Source organism: Paraburkholderia dinghuensis (assembly GCF_003837865.1).
GTDB lineage: Bacteria > Pseudomonadota > Gammaproteobacteria > Burkholderiales > Burkholderiaceae > Paraburkholderia > Paraburkholderia dinghuensis.
The window spans coordinates 23832-39940 of record NZ_RQIS01000029.1 but is presented as its reverse complement, the minus strand read 5'-3'; the positions used below and the strand labels follow the sequence as shown (position 1 = coordinate 39940).

General features: G+C 60.6%; 21 protein-coding genes and 1 tRNA gene. 4 read left to right on the top strand and 18 right to left on the bottom strand.

Annotation, left to right across the window (positions count from 1 at the left end):
* Positions 1 to 84: 84 nt before the first annotated feature.
* Together D1Y85_RS25560 and D1Y85_RS25555 are read right to left on the bottom strand one after the other, a co-directional pair.
* Entirely contained in the window at positions 85 to 714 is a 630-nt protein-coding gene (locus tag D1Y85_RS25560; RefSeq protein ID WP_124153864.1) for a hypothetical protein, read from the bottom strand.
* Positions 715 to 1131: 417 nt separating this feature from the next.
* The gene (locus D1Y85_RS25555; protein WP_124153863.1) at positions 1132 to 2268 is read right to left on the bottom strand and encodes an FRG domain-containing protein; all 1137 of its coding nucleotides are present in this window, start codon (positions 2266 to 2268) and stop codon (positions 1132 to 1134) included.
* Between the two features lie 215 nt (positions 2269 to 2483).
* On the opposite strand from D1Y85_RS25555, the gene D1Y85_RS25550 reads away from it, so the two are divergent.
* Positions 2484 to 2720, top strand: coding sequence for a hypothetical protein (locus D1Y85_RS25550; protein WP_124153862.1), 237 nt, complete (start codon positions 2484 to 2486; stop codon positions 2718 to 2720).
* 383 nt (positions 2721 to 3103) lie between these two features.
* Here D1Y85_RS25550 and D1Y85_RS25540 read toward each other — a convergent pair whose 3' ends face one another.
* The 16 genes from D1Y85_RS25540 to D1Y85_RS25470 form a co-directional block, all read right to left on the bottom strand.
* Complete coding sequence (locus tag D1Y85_RS25540) at positions 3104 to 3637, bottom strand: DUF2442 domain-containing protein (protein WP_185219128.1); 534 nt, start codon at positions 3635 to 3637, stop codon at positions 3104 to 3106.
* Positions 3638 to 3766: 129 nt separating this feature from the next.
* Complete coding sequence (locus D1Y85_RS27790; protein ID WP_246025052.1) at positions 3767 to 4237, bottom strand: hypothetical protein; 471 nt, start codon at positions 4235 to 4237, stop codon at positions 3767 to 3769.
* Positions 4234 to 4497, bottom strand: a complete 264-nt coding sequence (locus D1Y85_RS27785; protein ID WP_246025051.1) for a metallophosphoesterase — start codon at positions 4495 to 4497, stop codon at positions 4234 to 4236. The genes D1Y85_RS27790 and D1Y85_RS27785 overlap by 4 nt, the downstream gene beginning before the upstream one ends.
* Positions 4494 to 5333, bottom strand: a complete 840-nt coding sequence (locus D1Y85_RS25530; RefSeq protein WP_124153860.1) for a metallophosphoesterase — start codon at positions 5331 to 5333, stop codon at positions 4494 to 4496. Before D1Y85_RS25530 ends, D1Y85_RS27785 begins: the two co-directional genes overlap by 4 nt.
* 22 nt (positions 5334 to 5355) lie before the next feature.
* Complete coding sequence (locus D1Y85_RS25525) at positions 5356 to 5589, bottom strand: hypothetical protein (protein WP_124153859.1); 234 nt, start codon at positions 5587 to 5589, stop codon at positions 5356 to 5358.
* 15 nt (positions 5590 to 5604) lie between these two features.
* Complete coding sequence (locus tag D1Y85_RS25520; RefSeq protein ID WP_124153858.1) at positions 5605 to 6033, bottom strand: hypothetical protein; 429 nt, start codon at positions 6031 to 6033, stop codon at positions 5605 to 5607.
* 11 nt (positions 6034 to 6044) lie between these two features.
* Entirely contained in the window at positions 6045 to 6251 is a 207-nt protein-coding gene (locus tag D1Y85_RS25515) for a hypothetical protein (RefSeq protein WP_124153857.1), read from the bottom strand.
* Between the two features lie 8 nt (positions 6252 to 6259).
* The gene (locus D1Y85_RS25510) at positions 6260 to 6775 is read right to left on the bottom strand and encodes a 3'-5' exonuclease family protein (RefSeq protein ID WP_124153856.1); all 516 of its coding nucleotides are present in this window, start codon (positions 6773 to 6775) and stop codon (positions 6260 to 6262) included.
* A gap of 79 nt (positions 6776 to 6854) precedes the next feature.
* A complete protein-coding gene (locus tag D1Y85_RS25505) occupies positions 6855 to 7070 on the bottom strand; it encodes a hypothetical protein (protein ID WP_124153855.1) in 216 nt (71 codons plus the stop codon).
* A gap of 118 nt (positions 7071 to 7188) precedes the next feature.
* Positions 7189 to 7446 carry a hypothetical protein gene (locus tag D1Y85_RS25500; protein WP_124153854.1) on the bottom strand — a complete coding sequence of 86 codons (258 nt, stop codon included), beginning with the start codon at positions 7444 to 7446 and terminating at the stop codon, positions 7189 to 7191.
* 12 nt (positions 7447 to 7458) lie between these two features.
* Positions 7459 to 8097 (bottom strand): division plane positioning ATPase MipZ, encoded by a 639-nt coding sequence (locus D1Y85_RS25495; RefSeq protein WP_124153853.1) that lies wholly within the window; start codon positions 8095 to 8097, stop codon positions 7459 to 7461.
* Between the two features lie 157 nt (positions 8098 to 8254).
* Positions 8255 to 9292 carry a site-specific integrase gene (locus tag D1Y85_RS25490; protein WP_124153852.1) on the bottom strand — a complete coding sequence of 346 codons (1038 nt, stop codon included), beginning with the start codon at positions 9290 to 9292 and terminating at the stop codon, positions 8255 to 8257.
* 169 nt (positions 9293 to 9461) lie between these two features.
* Positions 9462 to 9536, bottom strand: a tRNA-Val gene (locus D1Y85_RS25485).
* 84 nt (positions 9537 to 9620) lie between these two features.
* Positions 9621 to 10343 carry a DNA polymerase III subunit epsilon gene (gene dnaQ, locus D1Y85_RS25480; protein ID WP_124153851.1) on the bottom strand — a complete coding sequence of 241 codons (723 nt, stop codon included), beginning with the start codon at positions 10341 to 10343 and terminating at the stop codon, positions 9621 to 9623.
* A 41-nt stretch (positions 10344 to 10384) separates the two neighbouring features.
* Entirely contained in the window at positions 10385 to 10834 is a 450-nt protein-coding gene (gene rnhA / locus D1Y85_RS25475; protein ID WP_124153850.1) for a ribonuclease HI, read from the bottom strand.
* Complete coding sequence (locus D1Y85_RS25470) at positions 10831 to 11685, bottom strand: class I SAM-dependent methyltransferase (protein ID WP_124153849.1); 855 nt, start codon at positions 11683 to 11685, stop codon at positions 10831 to 10833. The genes rnhA and D1Y85_RS25470 overlap by 4 nt, the downstream gene beginning before the upstream one ends.
* Positions 11686 to 11706: 21 nt before the next feature.
* Here D1Y85_RS25470 and gloB point away from each other — a divergent pair, with 21 nt between their 5' ends.
* From gloB to carA, 3 genes are all read left to right on the top strand, one after another.
* A complete protein-coding gene (gene gloB / locus D1Y85_RS25465) occupies positions 11707 to 12516 on the top strand; it encodes a hydroxyacylglutathione hydrolase (protein WP_124153848.1) in 810 nt (269 codons plus the stop codon).
* A gap of 153 nt (positions 12517 to 12669) precedes the next feature.
* Entirely contained in the window at positions 12670 to 14325 is a 1656-nt protein-coding gene (locus tag D1Y85_RS25460; RefSeq protein WP_124153847.1) for a transglycosylase SLT domain-containing protein, read from the top strand.
* Positions 14326 to 14948: 623 nt separating this feature from the next.
* On the top strand, positions 14949 to 16106 hold the full coding sequence (carA, locus tag D1Y85_RS25455) for a glutamine-hydrolyzing carbamoyl-phosphate synthase small subunit (protein ID WP_124153846.1): 1158 nt from the start codon (positions 14949 to 14951) through the stop codon (positions 16104 to 16106).
* Positions 16107 to 16109: the final 3 nt, after the last annotated feature.

Sequence of the window (16109 nt, the reverse complement as noted above, 5' to 3'; positions counted from 1 at the left end):
TGCGGTACCTTGAACATCTCTGCTTTCCTTCCTTTGGGTCGAGTTTATACGCGACCTGCTGGAAGGCGAAATTTCAGGGGAAGCTCAGTAACGCGTGTTTTGAATAAGGACCAGCGGCAATTTTACGTCGACTACCATCCCTAGGTTGGTGTCCATTCCGGCTTGGGGATTTTGCTGGATGGTCTTGAGCTGATCCTGATAGCAAATCTGGTTTAGCTGGGCGTCTTCTCTATCCATTTCGTTCGTCGTGTCTTCTTGGGCGACTTTTTTGGAGTACCCATCTTGGTCGAAGTAATAGAAGGTTGCGTATCCCGCAGTCATTTGCCCCTGGTAACTATCGGTTTTCGTGATCTCGACTAGATACGCGCCGAGGGCTTTATCCCGGTTCAGCTTATCCATACAACTTCCGCTCCGATCTTCTTCGCCGGCCCGATAGATGCCACCATTGCTTTCGCACCACGCTTGAATTTTCTTTCGATAAAGCATGTAGTACCCGACACGATCAATGAACGTCCAAAGGTTCTTGTTCACCCGCTTGGCGCGGTAGGCGTGGTTGGGAAAATCGCCTTGATGTGTCACATCGCTACCGGGAGCGATGTCGACGAACTTGTCGAATGTTGTTGGTGCGGCATCGTCCGCGTAAGCGGCAAAGGGAGTTGTCACGCAGAAAGAAGCCAATAACAGTGCCTGTCGAACGCGTGAGTTGATTTTCATCGGTAGCGTGAGCGAGAATGGTTTGAACGTAATGGCTTGTCGGCATTGTTGGCGAAATCTTTAACGCCTGCTGCTTTAAACCGCACGTGCAGTACGGACGTGCGGAAGCTCAGCCGCCGCCGTCGAGAAATCGAGGTAACGAGTGGCATAGCGATAAGCGAGGTTAGTCAGCCCGGCGTCCGCTATGGGTGCCTAGCAGACCCGCCAATGTCTGAGGTGATGTCCGGCGCCTCGCGGTTGTACTTCGCTCCATGGTGTGACGGTGGCTGGCCGCAAGCTGGCGACACTATGAAAAGGTACTAAGCGACCAGCAGCCGGCGGTCGGAATGGCCGGGTGTCAATGGCCCTGCGCAAGATAGAGCAGTCACTCTGATGGATGGTGATCTAGCGCCCGCAAACTCATGGAAATGGAGTGCGTCATTGCGAAGGGAAGCGCCAAGCACGCATTTCCTCACAAGCGCCATCAATACCCGGGAAAAGTGACCCAGCCGTAACGCCCATTAGTCGCAAATCGGCCATGACCGCGTCTGCTTCCGATACGGGGATGTCGAACGCATCAAGGAATGACTCGCCCCGCATTTGCTCCTGGCTTTGCACGTAGTTCTCTATGTCGTCCATGCTGGTCACGGCTGACAATGCCTGCTGGGGAATGACACGAGGATTGTTTTGCGTCGGGAACTCAAGAAACGAGAAATTGCTTCGGGGCGTCGCGAGCATCAATATGGGCTCGAGCGATTTTACCCACGCCGTTAAATTGAATCTGAATATGCGAGCGCACTGCTCGTTGCCATTTGGCGAGCGCCGGTGGCTCCGAAATGCGAAGAACGCGGCGACGAAAGGTGAGAACGACCAGTCTAACAACGGGGTTGGGTAGCCGTGGTGCTGTAACAAGTGGACGAATCCACCTCTGTCGTCATTCAAATTGATGTTCATTGGCTGCTTCAGCTGGCCGCCGAGACGCTTGTGCATCATCGGCACGTCCTCCGCTGTGTAGCGGTACAGATTCGCTCGCCCCTCCCGATGGTACAGCGACCGCAGAGGCCAGTTCGCGTTCGACTGCCCCCGGAAGATGAATTGTCGGTATGAGGTGCCCAGGAATTCGGATTTCAGCTCTTTCCATGTCGTTCGTTTACCGACGACTCGACTTTGTTGGTCTGGCGCCATTCGACGAACTATCGCGTGCCCTGTGTCACCGAGGTCCGTAGAGTATGAAAGCCGCATTCTGTCGGAATTCCAGTCACCTTCGATGTACACCCGCCGAGCCACACTTTGTGGTGACCCAGTAATCTGTGATGCATATACACTGGCATCGACGAATGGAAACGGTACGTCCGTTTGCGTCGTATAAGCGAGAAGGATGCTTTCGGTCGCGAAAGGATTCTGGTTCACCGGCACGCGGAAGGGAATTGTCCCGCATATAAACGGCGGTTGCAGAGGCCAGTTGTAGGCGACGCCTTCATAACTGTCACCGATACGGTCCAGATTGACGATGAGATTGCCATCGCGAGTGTGTTCGGAAGTACTGTACTTAGTGCCCAACCACTGTCCGTTCATTATTTGGCCCCATCTTTTTTCCGAACCAATGGTAGCCGAGCGACCGATTTTTGAGCAAATTCGACACTCAAATGTCAACGTGGCGACGTGCACGAACGACGCTTGTTGGCCGTTCTGAGCCGCCGCAGCCCACAGAGTCCTTGTCACACCGCTATGTCGCACGATGACAAGACAACCGCGAAAGGCGGGTACCCCTCATTTTCTACAGGTGGTCAGTGAGTACAAAGGCACCCATCCGGCATCAGGAAAAGGACGGCGAACTTCCGGGCTGGCACCTCTACTCAGAGGTTTTCGAATTAGACGACGTGGTGTACCTCGAGCTGGAAGGCGTCGCGGTCGAGGTAACGATGATCGGGAACATGGAACGCGCACCGGGCACGGTGGTATTGCGCCTGCCCACCGCAACCGCGAAGCAACTGGGCTTGGTGCCGGCGACCTGGCAGAGGGAGTAGGTGGTGCTTGAATATCGGGAAAAGACAGTTCAGGAAGTCGCTGCGTGCATCTGCGATCGCTGCGGGCGACGCATGACCCAAGACGACCCAGACTCCGAGTGGCATGAGAGGGTGTCAATCATGTATCGCGGCGGCTTTGACTCTATTTTCGGCGACGGCTGCGAGATTGGCATCGATCTCTGCCAGCACTGTGTCCGGGACACCTTGGGTACCTGGTTGCGGGTGGCGCCACCAGACCACGGGCCGGTAGAGGAATCCCGTCCGCTGTCCTCCCCGAAAGGGGATAGTCCGGCATAACGGCGCACCGTACTCCCCTCCTACTGGGGTGCGTTCAGCCACTCCTTAGTTTCGTTGTCGTCGTTTTCCACAGTTTGCGTTCCTATCTAGCGCACGCGATTCGAGGTCAGGTACACCAATTCGGCGTAGTCTGGATCGGCGAGATCGTCGAGTGTCGCTTCACTGTGCTCGCCTTCCAGTCCGTCTTCGCGCGGAGAGTAGAGGGCGCCACCCCAAATCTCGTGCATTCGATAGCCGCCGTCGATAATTACCGGCCGGAGCTCTGCGCCGGTCACGTCATCAAAGCCGCCTTCGTACCCAGCGACGATCACGCGGGCGTCGGGCGGAAACGCCTGAAGCAGGTTGATCAGATCCCTGACCCGAAGTGGTTCAGGCCTGAATCGCGCATCGGAATACAGGGCTTCCGCACGGCCCTGTTCTCCACCTGGCCACATTACGTCACCTTCGTGAACGAAAGCCTGTGCAAAGTAGTCCGGGTCGGAGAGTCGCGCGTTTTTTCCGCGCATATCCTCTTCCAGTAGCGTGGCGATGCCGCGCCGGCCGTCAGAAAATTCGACGGCCAGGCGGAAGCGCTTGAGCGGCGTCAACTTGACTAGATGGGGGTTTGAATTGTTATTCATGGGTAACTCCTGTCCTTTTCCATGGCCCGCGTAGCGCCTGTGGGAAACCCGCCCGGCCCCTGACAGGGGCGCCAGAGGCGGGTTTTCCATCAGGTCGCGCCGCATGGCGCGAGGCGGTGGGAAAGATGATCATTCCCGGATACCCTCCTTACGATCGCCTCGTTCTTCATCCAGTTCGCCTGCCACGATTACGTTGCCGCCCTGGTCGGTAATGCCGCGTAGGCCAACACCGACCGCCTTGAATCTGTTTCTCCCGTTGGCCTCGCTGTAGTCCAGTCGGTCATGGTGATGGTCGTGAAATGCCGTCTTTGCGCCTAGCTGCTGCGCGAGCTCTGTGATCGCCGCGAATCCGTACGGGTGGCAGGCCGGCGCTTCGTGCGTCACGAGAACGTCTGCTCGTTGGCCCAGCAAGGCCTCGTAGTCGGCTGGAAAGATCGCGCTGCGATGAGTACGGGGCATGCCGCCACGCCAGCGCTTGCCACGCCCGCACTGCGCGATGAACTCGGCCTGCGCATGCACGCGTGGCGGCTCGGGCGGCCGCCAAACCTGTCCGCGGACGATCCCGCCGAGGCCCGCGATCCGCACGCCGGCCACGCTCACGACGCGTCCTTCAGGCTCCGGTCCGCGAGCTGCGAGCCGAAGTCATTATCGTGGTCGACGTCACTATCGGTATCGTGATTGCCGTGAGTCCACCACAGCTCGGTCAAGTTTTGCACCGCATGCAGCGCTTCGTGGAGCGGCACACGCGGCTGCAGGTCGCCGAGCAGGATCACGGCGTCTGGGCGATGCTCCTGCACGGGAGCCAGAATGTGGTCGAACTGGCCGTGTGTATCGCCGCAGAAAAAGATCCTCGCGTTCATCCCAGGAGCCTGGTCAACGGTAGGTCGCCGCGGCTGAGCCAGGCTGGAACATCGGCCAGGTCGAGAAGCGTGATTCGTCCGTTTGTGTAGCTTGCCCCCGTGTCGATATTGATCACATTGCCGCGCTGGGCAACGTTCCCGGTCGGCGTATGGCCGACGATCACGGCCGTTACGCCATCAACGTACGTGGACAATTCGCGCCCCTTCCAGCGGCGTCGATCCCATAGCATCTGCTCTCGCTCATACGTTGCGATCGAGCCGCTGGCCAGGCTCCAGGTGAGATCGTCCCATTCTTCGCGAACGGGTTCAGCGTGCACGATGCCAACCCTGCCGTACGCCGTCTCGATCTCGAGCGCATAGGGCAGCCCGGATAAATAGCTCAAGATGTGCTGCGTTCGCTCGCGTTCCTCGTTACGGCGCGAGCGGTACAGCTCAAGGAACCATTGCCCTCCGTTGTGGACCAGTTCGCTTGTGCTGCCGTCGTGAAAGACCCACTCGGCGATTGCCTGGTCGGGATTGGTGCACATCGCCTCCATACGTTCGGAGTCGTGGGCGCGCTCGGTGTGTGAACGCCAGTCGAGAATCCCTTGCTCATGGTTGCCGCGCACCGCCTGTACGCGGTGGCGACGCACGGCGTCGAGCACGGACGGCGATTCGGGGCCGCGATCGATCAGGTCACCTACGCTGAAAAGGCGATCACGCTCCAGATCGAAGCCCCGCCCAGCGAGTTCGGCGTCGAGCAGCGAGAAGCAGCCGTGTACGTCTCCGACCACGAAATCACGGCCATGGCTATTGAGTGCGTAACGACAGACTGCGGTAGCGTTTTCGTTTGACATAGACCGGCCTGCGTTTTTCCGCTCAACCCCAGTCGATCACGACGGCAACTTCGTCCGGAACAAAGGCGTCATCGCCAATCGACCGTTGGTCAGTATGGATTCCTCGGCCGAACGCCTTATCTGATGGCTTCCCGACGTGTATCGGCACTTCGCGAACGCCGATCACATCGTTAAAGCCTGCGTGAAGGTGCGGAATAACCACCCGCGCGTCTGGCGGGAACCGGCCCAGTGACGAAATTAGTTCAGCAATGGTCATGCGGCGGCCTCCGAATTAACGCTTGCGTTCGCGCAGGATGTAGGCTGGCTTGATGCCTTTCGCCTCGAACTCGTCGATCGCCTTGGCGATGGCAGCGTTGGCCATGTCCAAGAATTCCGGACTGTTGATGAGCTGGCCGAGACGGTCCGATTTTTCGGAGCGTAGCCGCCAATCGCGCGCCTCGACGCGCGACCCGATTTCGGCATTCCAGATCAGGCGCAGCATGGCATTGATGTTCGCCCGGTTGTCGGGCGATTCTATTAGTTCACGAGGCATCGAGACACGGCCTGGCTCGACCCTGGACACTGTCGGCCAGGCGGCTATCTCGTCACCGTCGGCGGCCTCGAATGTTTCACCGGTTGCCACGACGGTCGCAATGAAAACGTCGCGCGGCTCGTCGTAAATCACGCAGGCCCGAATCTTCTGTACGAACTCGTGCTCCATCCCGTGCTCCTTCAGTGAGGAAAGCGGCCGTCTAGCCAGTCCTGCCAATCCCGTACGTAGGCATATTCACCATCGCCGTCCATTACAGGACAGGCCGAGCCCCGCAAGGCGGCACGAAAGCGGTCCTGCCAGGGTTGCGGAATGTCGCGTAGACAGATGGCGAACGGACGACCGTTGCGCTGAATCACGGGCACCGCTGGCGGGGCGTTATTGGTCATGGCAGATCTCAGATAAACGCGAAGGCGTTGGCTCGGGCATCGACAAGAGCGTGGTGTCGGCCGCCGTGTTGGCGGAAATACGCTTCCAGCCGGCTGACGTCGATCCGGCCGCCGATGTGCTCGCGCTTCCAGCCGGCCGGCAATGGCCCGCAGATCAGGTCGCACAACAGGTCAAAATCGCCTTGGTAGTCGTAGCACAGCACTGGACGCGGCTTCATCGGAATTCGGTGGAGCCATGCCAGCAGCTCGCTACGAAGCTGCGCGAACGACATGGTGCGGCCGGCGAACTGGCCGAGTTGCGGTAACACGGTTTCGATAACAAAGGCTGAACAGGCGGTCCGGTCGTAGTCTGTGGGTTTCAACTCGCCGTAGAACTCGCGGCCGTCCTCGCCCACAATCGCCACGCTGATCAACTGACAGTCGATGAAGTCTGTGAACTCCGTGTCTAGAAAATACCGTGGCTTCCACGGATCGCGTGAATAAATCGTCTTTGCTTTCTGTACGGCGGCATTGTTGTCCGTCATGACCAACCCAGCGTGTTGTTCATGGTGTTCTCCGCAAGCGCGACCAATTCACCCTAGCTCAACGTATGCAGGTAGGCCCCTAAAATGGTACGCCTGTCACGGCTGCGAGTTCCATGCGCACGTCGATGAATGCGTGCACGTACGCCGCGGCCTCCCTGTTCGGAGCGCTATCCAGGAACTGCTCGAGAACGTTACGCGCTGCCGAAAGCGGGGAAACCAGATCGGTAAATTCCACATGCCAGTCGGTTCCAGCTACGCTTTCCAATGGATGGGGCGCTAAAATCAATTTAGCCATCAGGATACCTCGCTATCAGGTGGGTGGTGGTCAGGTCCGTCGGCCGGTTGCTGCCGGTCGGCGGACCGCTTTCAAACCGAGATATGAGTTGAGTTACTCGTCTCAGTGTTGAGTTGAGTCACTTCAATATGCTCTCGCGAAGGTCTTTCAGTACGAGCTCACGGATGTATTGCGCGCCGGTCAGTCGCAACTCGGCGGCACGTAGCTTCAAGCGCTCGTGAAAGCTCGGCGTCAAATCGAGATTCAGGCGCACGGGTTTCAAGGGGCGCTCGGCCTGTTGTGATCGAACCATGCCTGCAGCGTTGGCAAATTCTTCCGCAGTCGCCGGCTGGGGCTCCGCGTGTTGATTTGGGCTCAGTTTGAATTTGGTGTTCATAGGTTTGTCCGGCTAGCTGAGGTCGAAAAATTCTTGGGTCAATAGCTGGATCTCGGCGCGAGCCTGGCCGTTGTCGAGCTCGATCACCCCCTTGCCAGCGAGAAGCGCGTCACGATAGACCTTGCGTTCACGGATAACGGTATCGGCGAGACTGAGCTGGTCGAATCCGGCCAGGAGTTCTCGCGCATCTTCCACTTCTCGGATTACCGGGTTGGACGGAGCCATTGAGAGCACGGCCACTGCTTTCAGTTCATGATTGACACCACGCGCGAGGCCGATCAGCTCGTTGATCTTCGGGAATGTTTCCAGGTCCGCCTGGCTTGCGCGGGTGGGTACGAGCAGTAGGTTGGCAACGGCCATAGCAGAGCGCATCTCGCGCGAATCGCGTCCCCCGGCATCAACAATGACCACCTGATACCGTCGTTCGAGATCGCGCAAGGTTGGTGCGACGTCGCCGTTACGCTGGATGCACGGCACCGCAGGGGATAGGCGAGCCTCATCACGCCGCTCGGCAAATCGGGCAGCCGTGGCCTGCCCATCGCTATCGAGGAGAACAGCATCCACGCCGTTATGGCCTAGATGTACCGCCAGATTGACGGCAATCGTGGATTTTCCTACGCCCCCTTTTTCCGCTGCGATCAGCAGGATCATTGCCATGCCCCTAGATAAGGTGAGTGACTTACCGTTGAGCAGCTTGGAGTTACAACAAGCGGCTCTGAGTTGAGTTACGGTGAGCCAATCCTATGGGTGACGTGCCGCGGCGTACATGGCGCATAAAGAGTGGTTTCATTCCGGGCAGATCTACGAATTAGCCGAGTTTGCGCGCCAGATCGGAGGCGCGAGGGTGGTAGTACCTCTTGAGCATCTGGACAGTCTTGTGCCCGGTGACGGCGGACAGCTCCAGAATATTGTCGAGTCGCGTTGCGAGGCGCGACGTTGCCTCGTGTCTCAGGTCATGGAAGTGGAGATTCTCAATGCCCGCGCGCTCGCAGGCGCGAGTAAACGCCTTCTTGAGTGCTTCACCGGTGATCGGAAAAACGTGGCCGCTAGGGTCGCGCGGCAGCGCTGACAGCGTTGCCGCAGCCTTCGTTGATAGCGGTACATCGCGGGCCTCGCCATTTTTACTATCGAGCAGACGGACGTATCGGTCATCGAGGAACACGTCTACCCAGCGCAGCGCGAGTATTTCACTGCGACGCATAGCCGTTTCAATTGCGACGACGACCACGGGTAGTACCCATTCGTTTCGGCAGCCGCCGGGCCCGAAACGTCCGTTTTCATCGCGTGGACTAGGGGTTAGTTCAGCTAGCAACCATTTTTCTTCGTCGGAGGACAGCCGGCGCGTGCGTGCACGGTTTTCCTTGGGGCGGCGCATCCCCGAAACCGGATTGCCCTCAATTGGAATGCCCCAGTCCTTGACGGCAACGGTGAGCACATGGCGGATCAGCGTCAGTTCGCGGTTGACGGTTGAGCCAGTAACAGGCTTGTTCTCGGAGTCGCCGGCGAGCCGGCGATCGCGGTAGTCGGACATGACCTTGCTGGTCAGTTCCGCTACCTTGTATGCGGCAAGCTTGTCTTTGCGTAGCTTGAGGATGCGGATGATTTCACCGTCACCGCCTTTCTTCTTGGGCGAGACTTCTTTGGCGTAGCGCTTGAGCAGCTCATCGAAGCTGGTGATCTTCGCTTCTTTGCGATTGACGAAGACACCGCGATCCATTTCAGACTCGATCTGGCGTGCCCATGCCTCGGCTTCGGCCTTGGTGTTGAAGGTGCTTGTTTGTAGGGGATGAGGCGTGCGCCGGACCTCGGCACGCCAATATTTTCCCCGTCTCCAGATTCCAGCCATTTCTGTCCCAGACGATTGAGGGTTATCGCGTTGGGACTATTTTCAACTCCGCCACTTGTCCGCCAAATGGCGCATAAGCAGAGGTTTCGACGACGGCAGAAAAAGAAAAAGGCCCTGGGCTTTCGCCGCAGGGCCTTTGTTCTTCGGGCTTCCAACGTACCCATGAATCTGGTGGGTAGTACTGGGATCGAACCAGTGACCCCTGCCGTGTGAAGGCAGTGCTCTACCGCTGAGCTAACCACCCGAAGAGCTTTGAATTATCGCCGACTTTTCGAGGCTTGTAAAGCCCTTTTTAAGTGGTTTGCGTAGCAGCTGTTTCGACGACTGCTCACGCGCCTTCCGCTGTCGGCTGAGTGCGCCATACGCTCGTGCCCTTGACCGCCTTGTCGAGGCCATCGAGCACCGCGTCGTGCGCGGCGAGTTCTTCTGCCGTAGCGGCGATCACGGGCAGGGTGAGCGCTTCGATCTGCATGCGAGGCGTGGCGACGTTGCCCGTTGCGACGGTCTCGCCCAGCATGTCGATGACGAGGCTTTCCTGGCCGCGCGTCATGGCGAGGTACACCTCCGCGAGCAGTTCCGAGTCGAGCAGCGCGCCGTGCAGCGTGCGGTGCGCGTTGCTGATACCGAAGCGATCGCACAGCGCGTCGAGTGAGTTGCGCTTGCCAGGGAAGATCTGCTTGGCCTGCACCAGCGTGTCGATGACTTCGCCGCAGTGCTCCTTGAACGACGGCTTGCCGAGCAGCGCAAGCTCGGCGTCGAGGAAGCCGATGTCGAACGGTGCGTTGTGAATGATGATGTCCGCGCCTGTGACGAAGTCCAGGATCTCGTTGGCGACTTCAGCGAACTTCGGTTTGTCCGAGAGGAACTCGGTCGTCAGGCCGTGCACGGCAAGCGCGCCCGGATCGCTGTCGCGTTCCGGATTCACGTAGAAGTGCAGATTGTTGCCGGTGAGCCGGCGGTTCACTAGCTCGACGCAGCCGATTTCGATGATGCGGTCGCCGGTGCGGGCGTTCAGGCCGGTGGTTTCGGTATCGAGAATGATCTGGCGCATGTCGGATAAGTCAGGTTGCTACGAAAGAAGGCGCTGCGCGCTCAGAGTTCTGCGAGCGAGGCGACGCCACGGTTCGCGAGTGCGTCGGCGCGCTCGTTCTCCGGGTGTCCGGCGTGGCCTTTCACCCAGCGCCATTCGACGTCATGTTGCGCGACGAGCGCGTCAAGTCGCTTCCAGAGGTCATCATTCTTGACGGGCGTCTTCGCGGCCGTCATCCAGTTTTTCTTCTTCCAGCCGTGGATCCACTCGCTGATGCCTTTTTGGACGTATTGCGAATCGGTGTGGACGACTACGCGGCACGGGCGCTTGAGCGCCTCCAGCGCGGCGATCACGCCCATCAGTTCCATGCGGTTGTTGGTCGTGACGGCCTCGCCGCCGAACAGTTCTTTTTCCTGTGCGCCGAAGCGCAGCAGCGCGCCCCAGCCGCCGGGGCCCGGATTGCCCTTGCAGGCGCCGTCCGTAAAGATTTCGACGTAGTCGGGAGCGGTCATGTGTCCTTGTTGCGTGTAGGGGAGGGGGTGGTGGCGGCCGCCGTCAGGCTTGGCGCCAGCACGGGTTTTTTGACCTTCAGCGGGCCCACGAGGCGCATGCCCTGGACGCGCTTGATCGCCGTAACCATGTAGACGGCGCCGAAGATCGGCCACCAGCGGTCGCCGGCGGCCTCCATGAAAGCGTAGCGCGCGAGCCACTTGTCGGTGGCGAGCGGCGGACGATAGCAGCCGAAGCGTCCGCGTTCAAGCTCGAAGCCAAGCAGCTTGATCCAGTCCTTCAGTCGCGTGAACGCGATGAGGTCCTGCCGCGCGGGCAGGAACGGCTGTCCCGTGAGCTTGCTCGCTGACTGCCGCGCGCCCCAGAGCGACAGCGAATTGAAGCCGACGATCAGCAACTGTCCCTCGGGCATCAGCACGCGCTCGGCTTCACGCAGGAGCCGGTGCGGGTCACTCGTGAATTCGAGCGTGTGCGGCATCACGATCAGGTCGACGCTCTGTGCCTCGAACGGCAGGTCGAGCAGGTCGCACCACACTGTGCTGCGGCCCTCGGGTGCATGGCGCGCGGGCTTCGCCACACCGTTCGTCGTGGCGAAGCGGTGGACGTCATCTGCGTGGGCGGTCGGTACCGTGTACGGCGCGCTCGTGGCGCTGGCGGCGTCGAGCACGAGGCCGCGGCACGACATACGATTCTCACGCAGCGCGTCGAGCTGCGGCATGCCGAGCTGCAGCGCGTGGTAACCGAAAATATTCGACACCACGCGGTCGAGTTGCTCCTGTTCCCAGTCGAGGACGTACTTGCCGGTCGGCGAATCGGTCCAGGCGGGCCAGTCTATAATCGTTCGGTCAGACATGTCGAAGAATACGACGCCCCAATGAATAGTCCGCTTTCGTACGAATACGTACCCGTTCCGGCTTTTGACGACAACTACATCTGGGTCGTGTCGGACGGCCGTAATGCAATCGCCGTTGATCCGGGCGACGCCGCGCCGGTTCGAGCGTATCTGGCGAAGCGCGGCTGGCGGCTTGCCGCTATTTTACTCACCCATCACCACAACGACCACGTCGGCGGGGTGGCCAATCTGCTGAACGGCCAGGGCGTGCCGGTGTACGGCCCCGCCGCTGAGGCGCTCGGGCCACTCGACCCGTTCGTCACGCGCGTTGCGGGCGGGGAGCGTGTGCATCTGGACGCGCCCGCGCTCGACTTCACCGTCATCGATGTGCCCGGCCACACGCGCGGGCATATCGCGTACTTCCAGGCCGCCGATCCCGCCGGCACGCCACACATTTTCTGCGGCGACACGCTTTTCGCGTGCGGTTGCGGCCGCCTCTTCGAGGGCACGCCCGCGCAGATGCTGGCATCGCTCGACTCGCTCGCGGCGCTGCCCGGCAACACGCAAGTCCATTGCGCGCATGAGTACACGCTATCGAATATCCGCTTCGCGCTAGCCTGCGATCCGGGCAACGCCGCGTTGCGCGACTGGAGCCGCGACGCAGCAGCGCTTCGCGAGCGCGGTGTGCCGACGTTGCCGACCACGATCGCGCACGAACGCGCCGTGAATCCATTTTTGCGCGCGGGGGACCCGTCCGTCCAGGCGACGCTTGCTGAGCAGTTGCACGAAACAGTGCCGGACCGGCTTGCAGCCTTTACGCTAATGCGCGAATGGAAGAACAGGTTCCGCTAACCCACCCCCACCAAGGGGTAAGCTCATCTCAAAAGTATGGAACCGCACCCAACTTGCGGATTTTCATGACTTTTTCGAATTTTTTAGATTGACGGGAATACGCAGCTTCCGTACCATCGGCTGCAAATTCCAGCCTTGCGGAAGTAGACGTTCATGCGATTTATCTTTAGTGCGCTGCTGGTCCTGATGCTCGCCGCCTGTGCGGGCGGGGGACCATCTGCGAGTAATCCAGCCAGTTCTCTCGCCCCAGCAGATCCTCAGGCAGCAGCCGACCAACTCCGCAGGACTTCCGCCGCAAAGGAAACGATCGACGTCGACAACGGCTCGGTCAGTCAGCTCACCAGCCAGGACGCCGATCTGTGGGGTCGCATCCGCCGCGGCTTCCAGATGCCCGATCTGCAGAGCGACCTCGTCGACATGAACGCCAACTGGTACGCCCAGCGTCCCGACTACGTTGCGCGCATGACGGAGCGTTCGCAGAAGTACCTGTACCACATCGTCGAAGAACTCGAAGCGCGCCACATGCCGACCGAGCTGGCGCTGCTGCCGTTCATCGAATCCGCGTACAACCCGCAGGCGCTGTCCGTCGCGAAGGCGGCGGGCATGTGGCAGTTCGTGCCGGGCACGGGTCGCACCTACAAGCTCAAGCAGAACATGTGGCAGGACGAGCGTCGTGACGTGCTCGCCTCGACGAGCGCCGCGCTCGACTATCTCTCGCGTCTGCATGACATGTTCGGCGACTGGTATCTCGCGCTAGCCGCGTATAACTGGGGCGAGGGTAACGTGCAGCGCGCGATCGCGCGCAACCAGGCTGCTGGCCTGCCGACCGACTACCAGAGCCTGCGCATGCCCAACGAGACACGTAACTACGTGCCCAAGCTGCAGGCCGTCAAGAACATCGTGACGAATCCGACACAGTACGGTCTCACGTTGCCGACGATCCCGAATCACCCGTATTTCGTCACGGTCACCACCTCGCGCGATATCGACGTGGACGTCGCCGCAAAACTCGCGAACATGACCTCCGACGAGTTCCGTTCACTCAATCCGTCGTTCAAGAAGCCCGTGATTCTCGGCGCTACGCAGCCGCAGATCCTGCTGCCGTTCGACAACGCCAGCGCGTTCGAGCGCAACCTGAAGTCGTTCAACGGACAGCTGTCGTCGTGGACGGTTTACACCACTGACGCCCGTACGACGCCCGCGGCGATCGCCCAGAAGATCGGCGTGGACGCGGACACGCTGATGTCGGTGAACAAGATTCCGGCGGGCATGCGCCTGAAGGCTGGCTCGACGCTCGTGGTGCCGCGCACCGATGACGGTGACGACGAAGACATCAGCGCCAATGTCGCAGAAAGCGCGGTGCTCGCGATGGAGCCGGACGTGCCCGACACGCGCAAGATGCTGATCCGCGTGCGCCGCAAGCAGTCGATGGAAGTGGTGGCGAGCCGTTACGGCGTATCGGTTGCTCAGTTGAAGGCGTGGAACAAGACGCATCGCGATCTCGTCGCGCCGGGACAGGTCCTCGTGCTGCATGTACCCGTGGGCAGGGCGATGCCGAGCGAACCGGCGCCTGAACGACTCGCGGCAAACGCTTCGGGTGGCGCCGTCCAGCGCATTGGCACCCGCGTTGCAGACACGGGGTCAAAGTCGCGCTACGATAAGAAGCATGGTCGCGTGCGCGCCGAGTTGGTCAAGGTTTCCGATCCGGTCAAGGCAAAATCGCCGAACGCCGCGCCCACCAAGGCGTCGAAGGGGACGGCAAGCCGCCAGAAGGCCGTTACCCAAACGCAAAAGCAGAAAACAAAATAGCGGCTTGCGAAGGGTGACAACATGCGCTGCGGGGGCAGCGCGTGGCAGTTCGCTCCGATCACTCGTCGTTTTACTTCATGCGCCGTCACCCACCGGGTGGCGGCGTTTTCATTTGCGTTCGCCGAGCGGCAATAGAGGCGCCGGCCGGGCTCGCCAAGGGCAATAGTGACGATCTCCCGGGGGGCAATCCCAGCGCCTTGTGGTCTGATGGCTTGCGGCTATAGTGGAAAGGGCGTTTCGCCGGTTGGCCGAGGCGAACTGGCGGGCGCCTGCACGGATGGGCTGTCGTGAAATTTGAAGAATAGGGCACTTTCGGGCTATAATTTCAAGGTTTGAGCTTATCAACCCGCACCCTAGCGCCTACCTTCTCCCATCCGTTCATCCGCCGCCCGCGCATTGCGCTTCTGGACGCCGGCGCCGACTGAATCCCGCCCCACGCCTTGCGTGCGGTGCGCGAAACCAGTCCGGCAGCGCCGCAGAAAGAACTCGCCGCAAAATGCGACGACAGCGAGCGAGCCGCGCGCGCATCTTGCCTTGAAAGGCGCGATGCCGACGCCGCAGCCGCCGCAGGATACAGGTCGGATAAACAGGTCGGCACTGGGTGTTCCCCCAAGGAGTCTCCCGTGTTGCCGTCTTTCTCTCCCGCTCTGCTCGCGCTCGCCGACGGCACAGTCTTTCGTGGTTATTCCATCGGCGCGCCGGGTCATACGATTGGTGAAGTCGTGTTCAACACGGCCATCACCGGCTATCAGGAAATCCTGACCGACCCGAGCTACGCTCGCCAGATCGTCACCCTGACGTATCCGCACATCGGCAACGTCGGCGTCAATGCCGAAGACGTCGAAGCCACGAAAGTCCATGCCGCCGGGCTGATCATCCGCGACCTGCCGGTGCTCGCGTCGAATTTCCGCATGGAGCGCACGCTCGGCGACTATCTGCGCGACGAAGGCGTCGTGGCGATCGCCGGCATCGACACACGCAAGCTCACGCGTATCCTGCGCGACAAGGGTGCGCAGAACGGCGCGATTCTCGCAGGCTCCGATGACGAGACGAAGGCAATCGAACTCGCCCGTTCGTTCCCGGGTCTCGCGGGCATGGACCTCGCGAAGGTCGTTTCGACGGACAAGGCGTACCAGTGGACGACCACCGAATGGCGTCTGGGCGAAGGTTACGCACAGCAGACCGCACCGAAGTACAAGGTCGTCGCGTTCGACTACGGCGTGAAGCAGAACATCCTGCGCATGCTGGCCGAGCGCGGTTGCCACGTCACCGTGCTGCCCGCGCAGGCCACGGCCGCCGACGCGCTCGCGCTGAACCCGGACGGCGTGTTCCTCTCGAACGGCCCCGGCGACCCCGAGCCCTGTGACTACGCGATCAAGGCCGCGCAGGAATTCATCGCGCGCGGCATCCCGACGTTCGGCATCTGCCTTGGTCACCAGATCATGGGCCTCGCGGTCGGCGCGAAGACCATGAAGATGAAGACCGGCCATCACGGCGCGAACCATCCGGTGAAGGACCTCGGCGACGGCCGCGTGGTCATCACGTCGCAGAACCACGGTTTTGCAGTCGATGCCGGGACGCTGCCCGCCAATGCGCGCGTCACGCACGTCTCGCTCTTCGACGGCACGCTTCAGGGCTTCGAGTTGACCGACAAGCCCGCATTCTGCTTCCAGGGCCACCCGGAAGCATCACCGGGTCCGCACGACATCGGCTATCTGTTCGACCGCTTCACCGCGCTCATGGACAGCGCGAAGGGCGGCAAGCGCAGCGCGGCAGCGTAAGGG